Source organism: Synechococcus sp. CBW1006 (assembly GCF_015840525.1).
Classification (GTDB): domain Bacteria; phylum Cyanobacteriota; class Cyanobacteriia; order PCC-6307; family Cyanobiaceae; genus CBW1002.
Map to the genome: position 1 here is coordinate 2,832,281 of NZ_CP060396.1, position 16,716 is coordinate 2,848,996.

At 59.6% G+C, this 16,716-nt stretch carries 18 protein-coding genes and 2 pseudogenes; 17 read left to right on the plus strand and 3 right to left on the minus strand.

Annotated elements, in window-relative coordinates; all coding sequences use genetic code 11:
- Positions 1-8: 8 nt before the first annotated feature.
- A pseudogene (locus H8F26_RS13845) lies at positions 9-1,124 on the minus strand (IS630 family transposase).
- 105 nt (positions 1,125-1,229) lie between these two features.
- Here H8F26_RS13845 and H8F26_RS13850 point away from each other — a divergent pair.
- On the plus strand, positions 1,230-2,084 hold the full coding sequence (locus H8F26_RS13850) for an FkbM family methyltransferase (RefSeq protein ID WP_197154840.1): 855 nt from the start codon (positions 1,230-1,232) through the stop codon (positions 2,082-2,084).
- Positions 2,085-2,179: 95 nt separating this feature from the next.
- Positions 2,180-3,301 carry a glycosyltransferase family 4 protein gene (locus H8F26_RS13855; RefSeq protein WP_231605635.1) on the plus strand — a complete coding sequence of 374 codons (1,122 nt, stop codon included), beginning with the start codon at positions 2,180-2,182 and terminating at the stop codon, positions 3,299-3,301.
- Positions 3,302-3,515: 214 nt separating this feature from the next.
- Here the strand turns inward: H8F26_RS13855 and H8F26_RS19550 are convergent.
- Together H8F26_RS19550 and H8F26_RS13865 are read right to left on the minus strand one after the other, a co-directional pair.
- Positions 3,516-3,590 (minus strand): annotated as a pseudogene (locus H8F26_RS19550) (type II toxin-antitoxin system VapC family toxin); the annotation flags it as partial.
- Positions 3,591-3,735: 145 nt separating this feature from the next.
- On the minus strand, positions 3,736-3,909 hold the full coding sequence (locus H8F26_RS13865) for a hypothetical protein (RefSeq protein WP_197154844.1): 174 nt from the start codon (positions 3,907-3,909) through the stop codon (positions 3,736-3,738).
- A gap of 219 nt (positions 3,910-4,128) precedes the next feature.
- On the opposite strand from H8F26_RS13865, the gene H8F26_RS13870 reads away from it, so the two are divergent.
- The 15 genes from H8F26_RS13870 to H8F26_RS13935 all read left to right on the plus strand — a co-directional run bounded on the left by H8F26_RS13870 (position 4,129) and on the right by H8F26_RS13935 (position 16,702).
- Positions 4,129-4,329: a hypothetical protein gene (locus H8F26_RS13870; RefSeq protein WP_197154846.1), complete on the plus strand. Its 201-nt coding sequence runs from the start codon at positions 4,129-4,131 to the stop codon at positions 4,327-4,329.
- A gap of 135 nt (positions 4,330-4,464) precedes the next feature.
- A complete protein-coding gene (locus H8F26_RS13875; RefSeq protein ID WP_197154848.1) occupies positions 4,465-5,250 on the plus strand; it encodes a bifunctional 2-polyprenyl-6-hydroxyphenol methylase/3-demethylubiquinol 3-O-methyltransferase UbiG in 786 nt (261 codons plus the stop codon).
- A 58-nt stretch (positions 5,251-5,308) separates the two neighbouring features.
- Positions 5,309-6,451: a glycosyltransferase family 4 protein gene (locus H8F26_RS13880; protein ID WP_197154849.1), complete on the plus strand. Its 1,143-nt coding sequence runs from the start codon at positions 5,309-5,311 to the stop codon at positions 6,449-6,451.
- Positions 6,452-6,514: 63 nt separating this feature from the next.
- Positions 6,515-8,065: an IS5 family transposase gene (locus H8F26_RS13885; protein WP_197154850.1), complete on the plus strand. Its 1,551-nt coding sequence runs from the start codon at positions 6,515-6,517 to the stop codon at positions 8,063-8,065.
- Between the two features lie 164 nt (positions 8,066-8,229).
- The gene (locus H8F26_RS13890; RefSeq protein ID WP_231605220.1) at positions 8,230-9,393 is read left to right on the plus strand and encodes a glycosyltransferase family 4 protein; all 1,164 of its coding nucleotides are present in this window, start codon (positions 8,230-8,232) and stop codon (positions 9,391-9,393) included.
- Positions 9,393-10,766 (plus strand): hypothetical protein, encoded by a 1,374-nt coding sequence (locus H8F26_RS13895; RefSeq protein ID WP_197154851.1) that lies wholly within the window; start codon positions 9,393-9,395, stop codon positions 10,764-10,766. Before H8F26_RS13890 ends, H8F26_RS13895 begins: the two co-directional genes overlap by 1 nt.
- A gap of 91 nt (positions 10,767-10,857) precedes the next feature.
- Positions 10,858-11,487 carry a GDSL-type esterase/lipase family protein gene (locus H8F26_RS13900; protein ID WP_197154852.1) on the plus strand — a complete coding sequence of 210 codons (630 nt, stop codon included), beginning with the start codon at positions 10,858-10,860 and terminating at the stop codon, positions 11,485-11,487.
- 29 nt (positions 11,488-11,516) lie between these two features.
- A complete protein-coding gene (locus tag H8F26_RS13905; protein WP_197154853.1) occupies positions 11,517-12,527 on the plus strand; it encodes an acyltransferase in 1,011 nt (336 codons plus the stop codon).
- 5 nt (positions 12,528-12,532) lie between these two features.
- Positions 12,533-13,675, plus strand: a complete 1,143-nt coding sequence (locus H8F26_RS13910) for a glycosyltransferase (RefSeq protein ID WP_231605636.1) — start codon at positions 12,533-12,535, stop codon at positions 13,673-13,675.
- A gap of 98 nt (positions 13,676-13,773) precedes the next feature.
- Complete coding sequence (locus tag H8F26_RS19555) at positions 13,774-14,061, plus strand: transposase (protein WP_231597691.1); 288 nt, start codon at positions 13,774-13,776, stop codon at positions 14,059-14,061.
- 49 nt (positions 14,062-14,110) lie between these two features.
- The gene (locus tag H8F26_RS13915; protein ID WP_231598221.1) at positions 14,111-14,944 is read left to right on the plus strand and encodes an IS3 family transposase; all 834 of its coding nucleotides are present in this window, start codon (positions 14,111-14,113) and stop codon (positions 14,942-14,944) included.
- 155 nt (positions 14,945-15,099) lie between these two features.
- Positions 15,100-15,492, plus strand: coding sequence for a nucleotidyltransferase domain-containing protein (locus tag H8F26_RS13920; protein ID WP_197154855.1), 393 nt, complete (start codon positions 15,100-15,102; stop codon positions 15,490-15,492).
- Positions 15,489-16,040, plus strand: a complete 552-nt coding sequence (locus tag H8F26_RS13925) for a WcaF family extracellular polysaccharide biosynthesis acetyltransferase (protein ID WP_197154856.1) — start codon at positions 15,489-15,491, stop codon at positions 16,038-16,040. Before H8F26_RS13920 ends, H8F26_RS13925 begins: the two co-directional genes overlap by 4 nt.
- Before the next feature lie 39 nt (positions 16,041-16,079).
- Complete coding sequence (locus H8F26_RS13930) at positions 16,080-16,289, plus strand: AbrB/MazE/SpoVT family DNA-binding domain-containing protein (protein ID WP_197154864.1); 210 nt, start codon at positions 16,080-16,082, stop codon at positions 16,287-16,289.
- Positions 16,286-16,702, plus strand: coding sequence for a type II toxin-antitoxin system death-on-curing family toxin (locus H8F26_RS13935; RefSeq protein WP_197154866.1), 417 nt, complete (start codon positions 16,286-16,288; stop codon positions 16,700-16,702). The genes H8F26_RS13930 and H8F26_RS13935 overlap by 4 nt, the downstream gene beginning before the upstream one ends.
- The last annotated feature ends 14 nt before the right edge of the window (positions 16,703-16,716 follow it).

The following is a 16,716-nucleotide window of genomic DNA, read 5'->3' on the forward strand; positions in this document are numbered from 1 at the left end:
GCGAACTCTTAGTGTGCCGTCCCGGAGATTTGTGAGCAAAGTCGCTGGAGCTTCTCCAGGATCGAGTCGGCGGTTGCCGTCCAGTTGAACGGGGCCTTGGTCTTGTTGTAGGCCGCCACGAACTGCTCGATCTTGGCGATCAGCTCCTACCGCTTCGCGGAAGCCTGCGGCTAGACGCTGGAGAAGCTGCCGCGCCGGATCGCCCGCTGGGTGATGATCCCGAACCAGCGCTCCACCTGGTTCAGCCAGGAGGCGTAGGTGGGTGTGTAGTGAACGTGGAAGCGGGGCCGTTGTGCCAGCCAGGCCCTCACCTTGGCGTGCTTATGCGTGCAGTAGTTGTCCACGATCAGGTGGACATCAAGGTCCTCGGGGACGGACGTCTCGATCTGCCGCAGGAAGCCCAGGAACTCCTGATGCCGGTGCCGGGGCGTGCACTGGCTGATCACCTCACCGGTGGCCACGTCCAAGGCGGCGAACAGGGTGGTGGTGCCGTGGCGGATGTAGTCATGGGTGACGCCCTCGACGTAACCGAGGCCCATGGGCAGCAGCGGCTGCGTCCTGTCCAGAGCCTGGATCTGCGTCTTCTCGTCGACGCAGAGCACCATCGCCTTGTCAGGTGGATTCAGATAGAGGCCGACGATGTCTCTGACCTTCTCGACAAAGAAAGGATCCGTCGACAACTTGAACGTCTTCTGGCGGTGCGGCTGGACGGAGAAGGTCTGCAGCCAGCGGTGAACGGTTGTTTTGGAGATACCTGTGGCAGCCGCGAGTGAGCGCGCGGACCACTGGGTACTGCCGTCGGTGGGTTTGGTCTGCAGGGCCCGGTTGATCACCTCAGCCACCTTGTCGTCTTCATAGGTGCGGGGCCGGCCGGGCCGCAGCTCGTCATGGAGCCCTTCCAGTCCAAGGTCCCGGTACCGCTTGCGCCATTTGCCAACGGTCATCCCCGTCAGTCCCATTCGTTTGGCGATCGCCGTATTGGTTTCGCCTGCTCCGCAGGCCAGGACGATCTGGGCTCGCTGCACGATCGAATGCGGCAGCGACCGGGAATTCGCAAGGGCCCGCAACTGCTGAGCTTCGTCCTCGCTGAGGACCAGCGGAGGCATCGGACGACCAAGCGCCACAGGGCACCTCGGGTGACACCCCTGATTTTAGCTGTTATTTCCAGGACGGGACACTAGAAGATAGCGAATTAAAGCGAATCATTTCTTTGTGATCAAATCGGCAGCATGCTACGCACTACTTGGCGCTGGTTCTTCCCCCGCCTGCAGCGATTCCTTCCCTCCCATCACGGCAATCCACTGCTGGCTCGGGTTGATCGTGCCGCCACCGTTTTTCATGGGCTCTATGAAAATGGTAACTACGATCCTGCCAGCAACGGAGAAGCGTGGCTGCTTCAGCAGATTGCGCGGTTTCGCCCTGCCTTGATTCTGGATGTAGGCGCCAACTGTGGTGAGTATTCTCGCCTGGCACTACACATCTCCCCCCAGGCACGGGTGATCGCCTTTGAGCCCATCCCATCTGTATTCACCCAGTTGGATGCTTCTTTGGGACATGAGCCTCGGGCCGAACTCCACAACTTGGCGCTTGCGGATTGTAACGGCGAGATCCGCTTCTTCTTTGATCCAGCTCGAACCGGTAATACCAGTGCTGTGGTTGGCGTGCAAACAGCTATTCATGGTCTGACAGCTCCAGAGCAGATCACTGCTTTGGCTCTACGGCTTGATCACTTCTGTGATTCTAATGGTATTAATCATATTGACCTCCTCAAGATTGATGTAGAGGGATTTGAGTCTAAGGTGATGACAGGGGGGGGTGAAATGCTGTTCGATGAGTCGATTGACTGTATTCAGATCGAATACGGCAAGGCCAATCTGTTCTCTCGTTACTTTATTCACGACTATATGCGTGATTATGGTGATCATTTCGTGATCGGTAAGCTTTACCCGAAAGGTGTGCGCTGGTTCGGCCGCTACTCGTGCGATCTGGATGATTTGATGGGGCCCAATCTGGTGATGGCCAGCCGCCGTAAGCCAGAGTTGGTTCGCCTGCTCAGTATTGAGTCTGGAAGTGCCCTGTCTTGAACCGCCACCTCATCTGCTGCGGCGACGCCACTCATCCGGCCACGCATGGTGGCCTTTCATTCCGTCTTCTTAAGGCAGGGTTGAAATCAGGTTTTTTGAAGGGTGGCCTGGCTCTTGATCCTCGGCGCCTGCGCCAGCGGCGGCACTTATGGAATCTGTGCCAGCTACTGCGCAGCGGTAAGCCTGGTGGTTATCAATATAGCCAGGCCTTCACTCGCGCCCTGCTGGCGCAGGCCAGGCTCCCGGCTGATCAGCCCTTGGCCCTGCTCAGCCACTTCCCGCTACTGCCAGCCTTTCCTTGGCCCGATGCCTGGAGAGTTGATTTTTACATTGATGCTACCTCTCGCCAGTTGTTTCACGACTATGGCATCGGCAAGCGCATTTACTCCAATTATCAGCAGCTGGTACTTGAGTGGGAGCGTCGGGCGTATGAATCTTCTGGTGCTGTTGTCTGTCGATCGCAGTGGGCGGCCGATTCGGTGGTTATCGACTACGGCATCGATCCCGCCAAGGTGCACGTGGTGCCCGGCGGCGCGAACCTTGATGAGACGCAGCTGGCAGCTCTACCAACGGTAGATCCGCCGGTCCCTCCGTCTCAGGAGCAGCCCCTGCGGCTCGGCTTCCTTGGCAAGGAGTGGCAGCGCAAGGGTGGCCCCTTTCTGCTGGAGCTGGCCGATGCGCTCCAGCAGCGCGGCATCCCCACCGTGATCCGCTCCATCGGCCCTGATCCCGCCCGTCTCCCATCCCATCCATCCCTGCAGCCTCTCGGCTTCATCCATAAGCAGACCGATACCGCCCGCTTTGTGGCCGAGCTGCAGAGCTGGCACTTCGGCACCCTGTTTTCCGATGCCGAGGCCTTTGGCATCTCCAACCGCGAATGCCTGCGCCTGGGGGTGCCCGTGCTGGCCCATGCCGTGGGCGGGATTGCTTCCACCCTGCCCGATGGCGGCTGCGGCCAGCTTTTTGCGGCCCATCCCAGCGCGGCCGAGGTGGCTGATTGGATTGCCACACGCCTATCGCCCTACGCCGGCTACCTGGCCTGGCGGGCAGCATTGGCACCCCGCTGGCGCGAGTTCACCTGGGACACGGCGGCGGAGCAGCTGGCGGCGATTCTGGGGGGATCAGCCGCAACCTTTGCCTCTGCAGAGCGTCGCGATCGCGTCGATGCTCAGGCCGTCACGGGGCCGGTAGGCGCGCAGCCTGGCATCGGACTGTGAACAGAATCATTGATGCTGCGACCAGCGACGGTTTACCCCTCTTAGCTTCAGATCCCCGGCACTGGTGCGATTGATGCCGGTGCATTGTTCTCCTCTCGGCTCATCAATCCCTGCTGAAGGGATTCACCACCCCCACGCCTTTGGGCAGGAAATGCCGTTCATTGCGGGTGACCACCTGCATGCCGTGCTCGAAGACCGTGGCCGCCAGCATCAGGTCGGCGCCGGGATGGCCGAAGTGGGCGGAGAGCTGGCCCCAGCGCCGGGCGATGGCGGTGTTGATCGGCAGGATTCGTGGGGTGTTTGTGGCGGATGCCGCGCTGGTTCTTGCCCACGCTGATCACGTTGAGGTGGATCGCGATCGCGTTTGCGCAGTTCCGCGGGCACCGTTGTGTCGAGCAGCAGCATGGCAACCCTCCTCAGCGATCCGGTTCGGCCTACCAGCGGCGCGGCTTCAGCTCAGCTGTCTCAAGGCGTTCATCGTCCTGGGGCAGCGCCAGAGTTTGCTCAACGGCTTTCGGGAGAGTGCGCTTCTGCACGATGCGCTGCGGATGCTGTTCCTGCTCCAGCTGCAGACCCACGGCATCGAGACTCGGGTCGGCGACAGCCACCAGCCGGGCGATCAGACCCAGGCTTAAGAGTTTGCTGACAAACCCCGTCAAGGGCCATTCAGCCCGGGAACGCCTGACTTCGAGCCCAGTGTTCACGGGCGCTGCGCCCAAAGGTCAGGCTCAAGGCATGACGGCCTCGGGGCTTTTTCAGCAAACTCTTAACAGCATGGCGGCGTAGGTCCCCAGCGATACCGTCGGGTCGCCCTGCTCCACCTCAGGGTGCTGCTCAATCCCAGCGACGGCGACTCCACCGCCTCGATCTGCCCCCCCAATGGGTCTGATGTTGAAACCGCTCGCGAAGCCTGGGTGCAGGCCAGGCGGCTGGATGGCTTCCCCTTGCCCGGCCACTTTGCAGCCATCCTCTACTGCCCTCGCACCAACACCCTCGTGTCATTGGCCGCCGATGCTCAGGGCCAGTAGCCACCACGCCACGACGACAACGTGCTGGCGATTCATCTGCGTGCGATGGAGGATGTGGCGAAACGGCTGTGTGGGATGGAGTAGATAGACCACGAAGTCTTCGCAGTCTAACTGAATGAAACAATTCTCGATTCTATGATCCGTCTTCTGTATAAAAACCTCCTCTTCAGTAGATATCTGATCTATGGAGATACGCTTGTTCTTGATCTCTGGGAGTTTATCTGTAGGTATCTGCCAGTTGCGTCTGGAACGCCTCCGGATCTTATTGATATTGGCTGTGGGTCTGGGGCTTTCTCGCTTGGGGCTGCTTTGCGTGGGTACCGCGCCATAGGTCTTTCGTGGGACAAGGCGAATCAGGCTAAAGCTGAGTCTCGCGCTAAGCAACTTGCGCTGGATGGTCTGACCGAATTCCCAATTGGTGATGCCAGGCATCTTGCGAAGCTTAGTTTTGGGCATGCTCGCTTTGACTATGCTCTGTGCATGGAGAATGCCGAACATATTCTTAATGATAAAAAGCTTCTTTCCGATATCGCTGATTTACTAAAACCCGGGGGAGTGCTGATATTCTCGGCCCCCTATCGTTTTTATAAAGCGATTTCGGATGGCGACAATGGTCCATTTCCACTTGAGGAGACGGGGTGGCACGTAAGAAGAGGTTATTCCAAGATAGAGGTTCGCGATCTTCTTGAATGCTGCTCGCTTCACTGTGAAGAAATTGGCTTCTTTTCAGGTTTCCTCAGTCAAAAAGCGACATGGCTTTTGCGAGTGCTGAGCCGTAAAGTTGGCTACAAACTCGCCTGGATTCTGCTTCTGCCATTGCGCCCTTTGGTCTTTCTCTTTGATCGGTTCACATTAGGCTTATGGCCTGGCTACTCAATTACAGCCGTAGCAATTAAGTCGCGGTTTAGAGTTCATGATTGATTGGCTAGGACGTGATTTTTCAGACAGGAAATATGCTGTCTTGCAGGCCGGCGCTCGCATGCACTATGCCGTGCCGGCCCTGCTGGCCCGTGCCAATGCCCTGGCGGCCTTCTACACCGATCTCCACAGCAGCCATCGGCTCCTGAGGGTGCTGGATGGCCTCTGGCCCAAAGCAGTCCAACCCAAGAGTCTGAAACGTCTGCTTGGTCGTCAGCTTCCTGCCGAGCTGCCACGCCGGCTGGTGCGTGATCAGCCCCTCGCCAGTCTCAGCTGGGCCCGCGGAGCCCGCGGCGATGCCCTGGTGCTGCAACGGGCCTGCCGCGAGCGCTTTGGTGGTGCCAATGCCCTTTACACCAACTTCATCAACAATGACCTGGAGACCCTGCGCCAGGCCAAGCAGCAGGGGCTGCATGCGGTGCATGAGCTGATCATCGGCGCCGATGTGGGCCGCATCCTGCTGGAGGAGCGCAGCCGCTATCCCGGCATCGAAGCAGAAGGCGAACCTGAGGAGGTGGTGGAAGCTGGCATTGAGCGCGACCGATTGAAGTGGGCCATCAGCGATCAGGTGTTGGTGCCCTCGGAGTATTGCCGCCAGAGCTCGATCGCCCTGGGCTGCGATCCGGCCAAGACCAGCGTTGTGCCCTATGGCATCCCGGAGCACTGGTTTGATCTGCAACCTGATCCCAAGCCCGGTCGCATTCTTTTTGTGGGCCAGGTGGGGCTGCGCAAGGGCAATCACCTGTTAGCCGAAGCCTGCCGGCTGCTTCAACGTCGCGGTGTTGCTTTTGAATGCCGCGTCGCTGGACCTGCTCAGGTAGACCTGACGCACCCCCTGTTTGAAGGCCCCACCTATCTCGGCCAGGTACCCCGCAGCCAGGTCCGCGAAGAGTTTCGCCAGGCCGATCTGTTTGTGCTGCCCACCCTGGCCGAAGGGATGGCGCTGGTGCACCTGGAGGCCATGGCCTGCGGTGTGCCGGTGATCACCACGCCCCACTGTGGCTCGGTAGTGCGCGATGGCATCGATGGCTTCATCGTGCCGATTCGCGATGCCGAGTCTCTGGCTGATCGCCTGCAGCAGCTGCTGGAGGATCGACCGTTGCGTGATCGGTTGGGGGCTTCCGCGCGTCAACGCGCCCTTACCTACACGTGGGGACTCCTGAAAAATCCAGATCCATTGCGCCGCAGCTTGTCTCAAGCATGAGAAACCGCTAAAGTGGCCGTGAATCAGGCAATCCGTGATTGCCTTTACTCCTGATCGTTCCAAATGTACCGGAGGCACAATAACGGTCAGATCTCAATCAAGGAGTTCCACCTGCCATTTGGCGGCACACTTGATCCCGAGAACCGCTGGGTTCAACTGGAGGGGCTGATCCCATGGGATGAGCTGGAAGAAACCTATGCCACTCAATTCAGCTCCACAATTGGCGCTCCAGCCAAATCAGTGAGGATGGCCTTTGGTGCTCTCTACATCAAGCAGAAGTTAGGGCTCACCGACGAGGAGACTGTCCATCAGATCAGAGAGAACGCCTATGTGCAGTTCTTTCTCGGCTTTGCGGGCTACACAGCCAAAGCACCGTTTGATGCCTCGATGATGGTGCACTTTCGCAAACGCTTTTCTGATGAGGATCTGCGCCGTATCAATGAGCTGGTAGTGCAGCGCGGCAAAGAGATCCTTCTGGAAGCACTTGCTCAGGCAGCAGACGATGACGACCATGATGATCGTGATTCGAGTGGAGGAGGCGCTCAGCTAGAACTTGATGCGTTGATCAAGCCTGCTGACTGGCCAGAAGGAAAGAATTGGGGCACTCTCACGATTGATGCCAGTTGCACTCCTGCCGACATCACCTATCCCAGAGACCTCAAGCTCCTCAACGAGGCTCGCACAACGACCGAGCGAGTCATTGATAATCTGTGCAGTCAGTCATCGGGATTCAGGAGACATCGACCGCGCTACGACCGTGGCCTTGCTCGTGCTCATTTCCTCAGAGTCGCGAAGCAGAAACGGCCACGCCGACGCAAGGTGAAGGCTTCCATTAAACATCAGCTTGGCTATGTGCGCCAGAATCTCAAGGCTATTGACGCTCTGATCGACTGTGGGGCAAGGCTTTCCGAGCTCAAGAGGCATTGGTGGCAGAAGTTACTGGCCTGCAGCGAGCTGGAGCGGCAGCAGAGCCTTCTGCTCGACTCTCGGACCAACAGCATTCCAGATCGCCTGGTGAATCTTGTGCAGACCCATATCCGCCCAATGGTGCGAGGCAAGGCACGTGCTGCGGTGGAGTTTGGTGCCAAGATCAGCGTTTCGGTTCAAAACGGCTTTCCGTTCTTGCACCGCATCAGCTGGAACCCCTACAACGAAGGAGAAGACCTGATCGCTCAGGCGGAAAAATACAAGCTGGATACAGGATCATACCCAGAGCGCATCTGCGCCGACCGGATTTACATCACGGCCAAGAATAGGCATTTCTGCACGAGGAACGGCATTCGCCTCTCCGGCAAGCGATTGGGCCGCCCGCCCAAGGATCCTGATGTCACTACTACACACAAGCAGCAGCTCCGATCTGATCAAGCACGACGCAATGAAGTGGAAGGCGTCTTTGGCTCTGGAAAGCGCAAGTATTCGCTGGATCTGATCAAGGCTCGTCTACCAGCTGGTGCCGAATCCTCCATCTCGATGGCCTTTGTCGTGATGTGCGCGGAGAAGGTCTTGAGGCTGCTGCGCCTCTTTTTTGTCGTTCTTTTTGGGTGGATCTACAGCTTTCTTATGGCCTGGTCAGCGATCAGAGCGCCTGAGGGCATCTGCAAGCCAGCCTTTTGAGATCTGGCCCACTTGATGTCACCGCGCTTGCCGGCCTGATTAACGCGAAGCAAACGGACGAATCCGGCGCCGATGGGCCGAGAATCTTTTTCAGGAGTCCCCACGTGGGCGCTCTACGGCGAGAGACTCCTGGATGCTCTGGAGCTGGCCTGACCATGCAGGTGATGTTCGCCCTGCACCGCATTGGCCCTTACCACCGTGTGCGGCTGGAAGCCGCTGCCCAGGCAGGCCTGCGGCTTATGGTGTTGCAGACCAGGCCCCAGTCCCAGGAATATCCCTGGAAATTTGATCCCGCTGGCTGTTATCAGCTTGAAAGTCTGCGCGGCGCTCCCCATCCAGAAGCCGATCCGCCGCAACCAGAGCTGGATCGCCAGCTGCAGCAGCTGCTGGCTGCCTGCACCCCTGAGGCCATCGTGAGTGTCGGCTGGGCCGACCCTGCTTACCAGCGCCTGCTGATCGCTGCCCAGCAGCGCCGCATTCCCATCCTGATCGTGAGCGACAGCCGCTGGCGCGATCAAGCGCGCAGCTGGCCCAGGGAGTGGATCAAATGCCAGCTGTTGCGTGGCTACAGCGCTGCCCTGGTGGCTGGGCACGAGAGCCGCGCCTATCTGGAAGGGCTGGGCTTTCCCGCCGCTGGCATCTTTCAGCCTTGGGACGTGGTGGACAACGCCTTTTTTGCCACAGCTACCGACCTGGCCGCAGCTTCCAGCCAGCTCCGCCTGAGCCCACCCAGGTTCCTCTGCGTGAGCCGTCTGGTGGAGAAGAAGAACCATTGCCTCCTCCTACAGGCCTATGGCGCCTACCAGCGCCAGGGCGGCCGCTGGGGGCTGCAGCTCGTGGGCTCAGGCCCTCTGGAGGCCGCGATTCGTCAGCAGATCCGCCAGCTGCCGGATCCCAGCCGCGTTGAGCTGCTGCCCTTTGCCCAACTGGACCAGCTGGGGAGCCTCTATGGCCAGGCCAGCGCCTTCGTGCTGGCCAGTTCCAGCGATCAGTGGGGCCTGGTGGTGAACGAAGCCATGGCCGCAGGCCTGCCCTGCCTGGTGAGCTCAGCCTGTGGCTGCACGGCTGATCTGATTGAGCACGGCCGCACCGGTTGGTGTTTTGACCCGAGCGACCCCGAGGGGCTGGCCCGGCTGATGCATCAGGCAGAATCTCAATCACCTCTGAGCCGGGCCGCCATGGTTCTCAATGCCCGTACCCTCTTGCAGTCGTACAGCCCTTCAGCCTTTGCCCGCGCTTTACGGCATGCATTGCAGTGGGCAGGGCAGCATCCACGCTTCTCCCACCGTGCTTCTTTCTCTGCCCAGCTGATGACGCACTGTTGCTGATGGGCTTCGACCAGCTTGATTTCTGGGAAGCAGCTTTCGTCTTTGGCCTGATTGCCCTGATCGGCTGGGAGACTTGGCAGGCCTTCAGCTCCCGGTCCTGGGTGAGTGCCTACCGCCCCACTCTGTTTGTTGCGGTAATCCTTTCGTATTACTGTCTCTTGGGCCCGCTGCGTGCACTTGCAGGGGAGGAGGGAGCTGTTTTCCGCGGACTCGATCATTCCGGTGTGCTCCTCTGGGGCTGGGCTGGAGGATTTGTTTTTTATGTCTGCCTGCTGATTGGCTTTTATACTTTCTCACAGAAGTGCACACCACACCGCCTCATTCTCAAGGTCAATCCCGATCAGCTTCATCGCTTGGGTTTGCGGCTCTGCCAGCTTGGTCTGCTGATGTTTTCTCTGGTCACGGGAACACGCGTTCTTGCATTGATTAATCCCCTGGCTGCCTACCAGCTCACCCAACAAGGCGGTTTTGGTCAGGAAGGCCTGGATGTGGGGGCTTTTGTGAATTACTTCAATTCTGGCATTAACTTCCTCATCCCTGGCATCTGCCTGATGATGGCGGCTTGGTTGCGTTGGAGGAAACGCACCGCATCGTTGCTGCTCTGGATCGTTGCGACTGCTGGGATCTATACCTCGCTTGGTTTTCGTTGGCGCTTGGTGCTGCTGCTAGTCCCACTGATTTTGCTTTGGTTCATGGCGCGCCAACAGCGACCATCTCTTGGTTTGCTTGCCTTTTTTACGGCAGGGTTGATCACCCTGGGCGGCTTAATCGGGATCAGTAGAAACTATGGTCGCGGACTTGATCTGGGAGCTCTTGAAGACACTGCCACTGTTGACTACTTTGAACAGGGTTTTACGGAGGCTACAACGTTCTTTACAACCGCAGGTGTGATGGAGCAGGCTCCTGTTCGATCACCTTTTATCGGTCCAGCTCCATTGATGGCAACTATATTGTTTCCAATTCCGCGGGCTCTCTTTCCGGGCAAGCCCGATGCTTCGTACATCACCGATGCTACAGCGCAACTTTATGGCGGTGCTAACCTTGCCATGGGTTCAGCATTCTTAAACTATGCTGAGTATTACTTGATCGCAGGTTGGCCCTCTCTTGTCGGCCTCAGTCTCCTGCTGGGCTGGCTGTTGCGCCGCCTCTGGAACTGGTTTCTGCTTCGGCAGGATGAACCATTCGCTCAATGCGTTTATCTTATTTCCAGCTCTTTTCTTTATGTCGTGATCAGCCGCGGCTATCTTCCTCAAGTCATTCTTCTATTTGTCTTTACTGTAGCCCCACTGTTCTGGCTCTATCGCCGCATCGCAAGGCCTGTTGATACCAGTCATGTCAGACCAGCCCCACCGGTTTCTAGTCATATCCCCTAAGGCTCGCATCTTCAGTAAGGCGCTCGTCTGCTCTGGGGCTCTTCTCCTGGCGTGGCTGGCTGGGTTGAAACGTTGGCCCCCGACAGATGCCGTGATTGCCTTGCTGAAGGGAGTGCCTTCTCAGGTGCAACAGCGTCAGGATATCTTGCGTGATGTGCAACCATCAGATGTGACTTTCATCGGCGACTCCATCACGGCTCAAGGTCTTTGGAGCGAGTATTTTTCAGATGGGTTCAGTGTCGCAAATCGTGGCTTCCCCTCGGCCACAACGGCGGATGTGCTGAATCAACTTCCGTCGTTGACGGCCACCAATGCACGCCTATACCTTTTGATGATGGGTGTCAACGATGTACTGGCCACTCCCCTTACACCAAGGCAAATTGCCGACAATCTTCTCGCTATTCGGACGAATTTACTTGAGTATGCACCAAGATCTAGGGTGATTGTGCAATCGACCTTGGAGTGCAGGTTGGATTTTTGTGGCGTCAATGCACTTGAGAGTATTCGAGAGATCAATGGCTATCTTGAAGCGCAACTGCCTCCAAGCTCTTTTCTGGATCTTAATCATCGACTCGTTGATGGGAGTGGCCTAAGGGCAGTCTATACATATGACGGAGTGCATCTCAATTCAAAAGGTTATCGGATCTGGCGTTCATTGGTTCACCCAGTCATTCTTCAAGAGATCCGCACTCGAATGGAATCCAGCTCTATGTCGTCATGAAGCGAGGAATATGGGCTCTTTCGAGACATTTGTACTCTTTGCAGTATTTACGTGGAGTTGCATCTCTTTCGATCGTGCTCTACCACGCCGAGGCAGGCCTTAATGTTTATCGCCGTAACGACTTTCAGTTATCGCTCTTTAGCTGGGGCAGTGCTGCCGTACCACTTTTCTTTGTGTTGTCAGGATTTGTGGTGGCTTTAGCCGGGGATCAACGTCCTCGGCCCGCCTTGGTATTTATCTACTCCCGATTTGCCAGGCTTTATCCAGCTTATCTCTTGGTCGCAAGCTTGTTCATCACGGCTCTAGCTGTCTTACCTCGTTCTCTATTTAATCAGCCGCTGCCAATTAACATGGCGGGCATCGCAAAAACACTTTTCTTTGAGTATGGTCAAATCAGTGGTTATGTGTATGTTGGATGGGTTCTTTTTTATGAAGTGTGCTTCTATCTTGCTTTTTCTCTGGTGATTGCTCGATTTCGTCAGATTAGTTGCGCCAGCTGGTTCCACTATCTCATATCTATGGGTCTTCTTTTCGCGGCGGTAAGCGGCCTAGTGGTACCCGGTTATTTTCTCGCGGGTCTTGCGGCTTTCCTGTTGCTTCGCAGTGCTGAATCCCGCTCACTCTTGTCTGTCGGGCCGCTTGCTTTGACCCTCTGTGTGATTGTTAATGGATTTCGTTCGCCGTTGAGCTTGATATGTTTTGGGATTGTCGTTGGTCTGGTGCTTCTCGAGTGTGGCGCCTTCGCGCCAAATCTTTTTCGCCGCCCCAATAAATTTCTTCTGGCATTGGGCGATTCTTCATACTCGATTTACTTGGTTCAGGTGCTCACCGTCAGCGCCTGTCTGAAGTTGAGCCGTGCAGCTCTGCTGGCGTTCGCGCCTGGACTGCCATTATCGAATTCTTATCTGCTGTACTGGTTCACGGTTGTTGGGCTCTCCCTGCTTACAACTGTGCTCGCTGGTCTATGGATGCGACGCTACATTGAGAAGCCATCTTTTCTTTGGTTGATGCAATGGCTGCCGGCAGGATTGCCCGGTTGAATTCTGTGTCAGCCAGTCTTCACCTTCCGCTCCACCTCTCCCACGCCGCTGACGCTGCCGATGGCGGCATTGCCTCTGCTGTTGCCGAACTGAGCACTGCCCAGGAGCACGCAAGCCTCCACCCCACGTGGCTCACCGCCGATCGCTTCCCGCCCCGCCAGCGCGATCGCGCCCTGCGTGCCGCCGTGTTGGCAGCGGCGCCCGAGCTCGTTCACCTGCACGGCCTCTGGCGCAGCCCCACCCGCATCGCACCACGCCTGGCCGCCGCCGGCCTGCCGCTGCTGATCGCGCCCCACGGCATGCTCGATCCCTGGGCTCTGGCCCAGTCCCGCTGGAAGAAGCGGCTGGTCTGGCGCCTCTGGGAACACCGGGCCCTGGCCGCTGCTTCCTGCCTGCAGGCCCTGTGTTCCGCCGAAGTGGCCGCCATCCGCGCGCTGGTGCCGCAGACACCGATCGCCCTGATCCCCAACGGTGTGGCTTTGCCTGATCGCGCCCCAGTAGCCCGGATGGCCCTGCCACCGCCGCCCTGGGCTGATGCCGTGCCCCCGGGTGATCGCGTGCTCCTGTTTCTCGGCCGCTTTCACCACAAGAAGGGACTGGATCCCCTGCTGGCCGCCTGGCAGGCCGTGGCTGCCCAGGCGGCCAGCCGCCGCTGGTGGCTGGTTCTGGTGGGCTACGGCGATGCCGGTGCGCTGGCCAGCCGGGTGGCGGCGGCCCAGCTCCGTGGCGAGCTGCCCCGGGTGCTGGTGCAGGGTCCCTGCTTCGGGGATGACAAGGCCTCGGTGCTGGCGGCCGCCTCCGGTTTCGTGCTGCCGTCGTTTTCCGAGGGTCTGCCGATGGCGGCCCTGGAGGCCATGGCCCACCAGCTGCCCTGCCTGCTCAGCGGCGCCTGCAACCTGCCGGAAGCCTTCGTTGCCGGCGCCGCCCTGCCCGCAGAACCCGATCCCGTCGCCCTCGCCGCCTCCTTGCAGCAGCTGTTGGCCCTCAGCGTCGCCGAGCGCTCCGCCATGGGTGCCGCCTGCCGGGCCCTGGTGGCGGAGCGCTACAGCTGGCTCCAGGTGGCGCAGCAGACGCGGCAGCTCTACAGCTGGATCCTCGGCGGCGGCGCGCGGCCGGGGTTTGTGGAGCTGCGGCCTTCGTTGCTCTGAATCCAAGCGGGGATCGGCTGAGGTGGTCTGGCTTTTCTGGACAGGCCCCATCGTTAACCTCTGAGGCGGGGTACCGCCCCTGAAAGGGGCTCCCACCGATGAGCAAGCGCCGCACCCACAGCCCCGAGTTCAAGGCCAGGGTCGCCATGGAGGCGATCAGTGGCCGCAAGACGATCCAGGAGATCGCCGCCGACCACGCCATCCACCCGATCCAGGTGAGCCAGTGGAAGCGGCAGCTCCTGGACGGTGCCAGCGAGCTCTTCACCCGAGGCAAGAAGACCAAGGACAAGGAGGAGGGGCAGGCCAAGGAGGCGGAGCTGTTCCAGCAGATCGGACGGCTGCAGATGGAGCTGGAGTGGCTCAAAAAAAAGTCTCAACTGCTCTGATGCCCGTGAACTGCGCAAGCTGGTCGATCACGACCACCCCGAGCTCAGCATCAGCAGGCAGTGTGCGCTGCTGGGGCTGCCTCGATCCACGCTGTACTACCGGCCGACACCGGTCCGTGTATCGACGCTGCGGATCATGGCCAGGATCGATGCTCTCTACCTGGAGGATCCCTGCAGCGGCAGCCGCCGGATGGTGGACTATCTGGCCCAAGATGGTATCCCGATCAGCCGAGATCGAGTGCGAAACCTCATGCGGCGCATGGGATTACGGGCGATCTACCAGAAGCCCCGGACGACGGTTCCAGGTGATCCGTCCGTGCGGTTCCCCTGCCTGGTGGACCTCACGCAGGTCACGTCGGTGGATCAGGTCTGGGCGACCGACATCACCTACATCCCTCTGCAGAAAGGGTTCCTCTATCTGGTGGCGATCATGGATCTCCATTCCAGGCATGTGCTCAGCTGGAGGCTCTCCAACAGCCTTGACACGAAGTTCTGTCTGGAGGCCCTGGAGATGGCCTTGGGAGGCGGCCGTAGGCCAGAGATCTTCCACTCCGATCAAGGCTGTCAGTTCACGTCCGCTGACTTTGTGGCCAGACTCAAAGGGGAGCGGATCCAGATCAGCTGGTCCGGCAGAAAGCGGTGCTACGACAACATCCTTGTTGAACGGCTGTGGAGGACTGTCAAGTACGAGGAGGTCTACCTACGGGCATACAGCGATGGCTGGGACGCTGAAATCAGCCTGGCCCGCTTCCTGTGGCGGTATTGCCATGTAAGACCTCACAGTTCCCTTGGAGGCAAAACTCCCCACGCGGTCTACACTGAGGCCGAACCATGTTCCACCCGTCCTGGGTTAACGATGTCAGGGGCCGGAACTGTCCAATAAAAGGCACCCACCTCAGGCTGCACAGTGAGCCCATGAACCGTTCAGCCGACTGGCTGCATCAGGCCAGGGCCGATCTGGCTGACAGGCTGCGCATTCTTGATGCTCTCTACATCCCCACCCGCTATTTCGTTTGCAAAGCCAGGACGCTCTGAGCCATGCCCGTGCGGTCGTTGACGCAATCAGTGCTGCGCTGGCCCAGTCCTGAGCAGGTGCTCGCTGAAGCGCAGGCCTGGGCTCTGGAACAGCGATCCCGGCATCCCTCCTTGCTTCAGGTGGGGGTGTTCGGCAGCTACGGCCGCGGCACTGCCGCTGTGGGCAGCGATCTTGATCTTCTCCTCATCGATGCTGCCGCCACCGGACCGCAGCACCTGCGCCTCCGCCAGTGGCCCCTGGAGCAACTCCCCCTCAGTTGCGATGCTCTGGTGCTCACTCCCGCCGAATATCACGACCTCCTGGCCAGTGGCAGCCGCATGGCCCTGGAGCTGCAGCGTGATCTGCGCTGGTTTGGCCCCACAGCCCTCAGGCCGCCAGGTGATGCGCCCCGGTGATCCAGCAGCTCGATCGCTACCGCACCCCGCCCGACTGGCACCCCGGTGCCTCCACCCTGGTGCAGACGGCCTGGTTCTGTCTGGGTTCTCCCCTGCTCGCGGCCCGCTGGTTGCCTGGTTTTGGCTGGCGTGTGCGGCTGCTGCGCCTCTTCGGGGCACGGATCGGCTCCGGTTGCCGCATCAAGCCCGGCCTGCGGGTCAAGTTCCCCTGGCGCCTGGTGGTGGGCCAGGCCTGCTGGCTGGCGGAAGACTGCTGGATCGACAACCTCGCCCCCGTGACCCTCGCGGATCGGGTCTGCCTCTCCCAGGCCGCCTACCTCTGCACCGGCAACCACGATTTCCGCTCCCCCGGCTTTGATCTGCGCCTCGGCCCGATCACCATCGGTTCCGACGCCTGGATCGCCGCCCGCGCCGTGCTCGGCCCCGGCACCCAGATCGGCGCCGGTGCTGTGGTGGCCCTCGGCGCCGTGGTGAGCGGCAGCGTGCCACCGGGCGCGATCGTGCGCGGCAACCCGGCGGTGGTGGTGGGGCAGCGATGTAGTATTTAAATGCTACTTGAAGGGTTTGGTGCGTCTGCTGAGGTCACCTTGCGGCGTGCTGGAGGCTCCGTCAGTGCCACCATCCCCAGCGAAATGGCCCGGCGGTTTCATTTCGCTCCTGGCGACCGTGTTCAGGTGATCGAAACAGAGCAGGGCATTCTGTTGTCACCCTTTGATGCCGAGCTGCAGCAGGCCCTGGCCTTGGCATCGGAGCAGGCCAGGCGTTTTCAGCCGGCGCTGCGTGAACTGGCCCAGTGACCCTGCCTGCCGAGCCCCGCTGGGTTCCGGATCTGGCGGTCAGAGCCATCCACCACCAGCAGCGTCTCGAGCACGGGGGCCTGTCTGGTCTGAGGGATGCCGCTCTGCTGGATGCAGCCATGGCAAGGCCCCGCCAGCGATGGTCGTATGGCGAACTGGGCACCATCGTGCCCTTGGCTGCTGCCTACGCCGAGGCGCTGATCAGGGCACATCCCTTTGTTGATGGCAACAAGCGCACTGGGTTTCTCGTCTCGCTTGTGTTCCTCGGCCTCAACGGCTTCCGCTTTGAGGCATCGAACCAGGCGGTGGTGCTGACCATTCAGCGCCTTGCTGCTGGATCCATCCCCTGGGCAGAGCTTGAAGCCTGGTACCAGGCCTGCTCCCATGCCCCCACCCCTGGGCCGGCGTCCTGACGACCACACCCTTG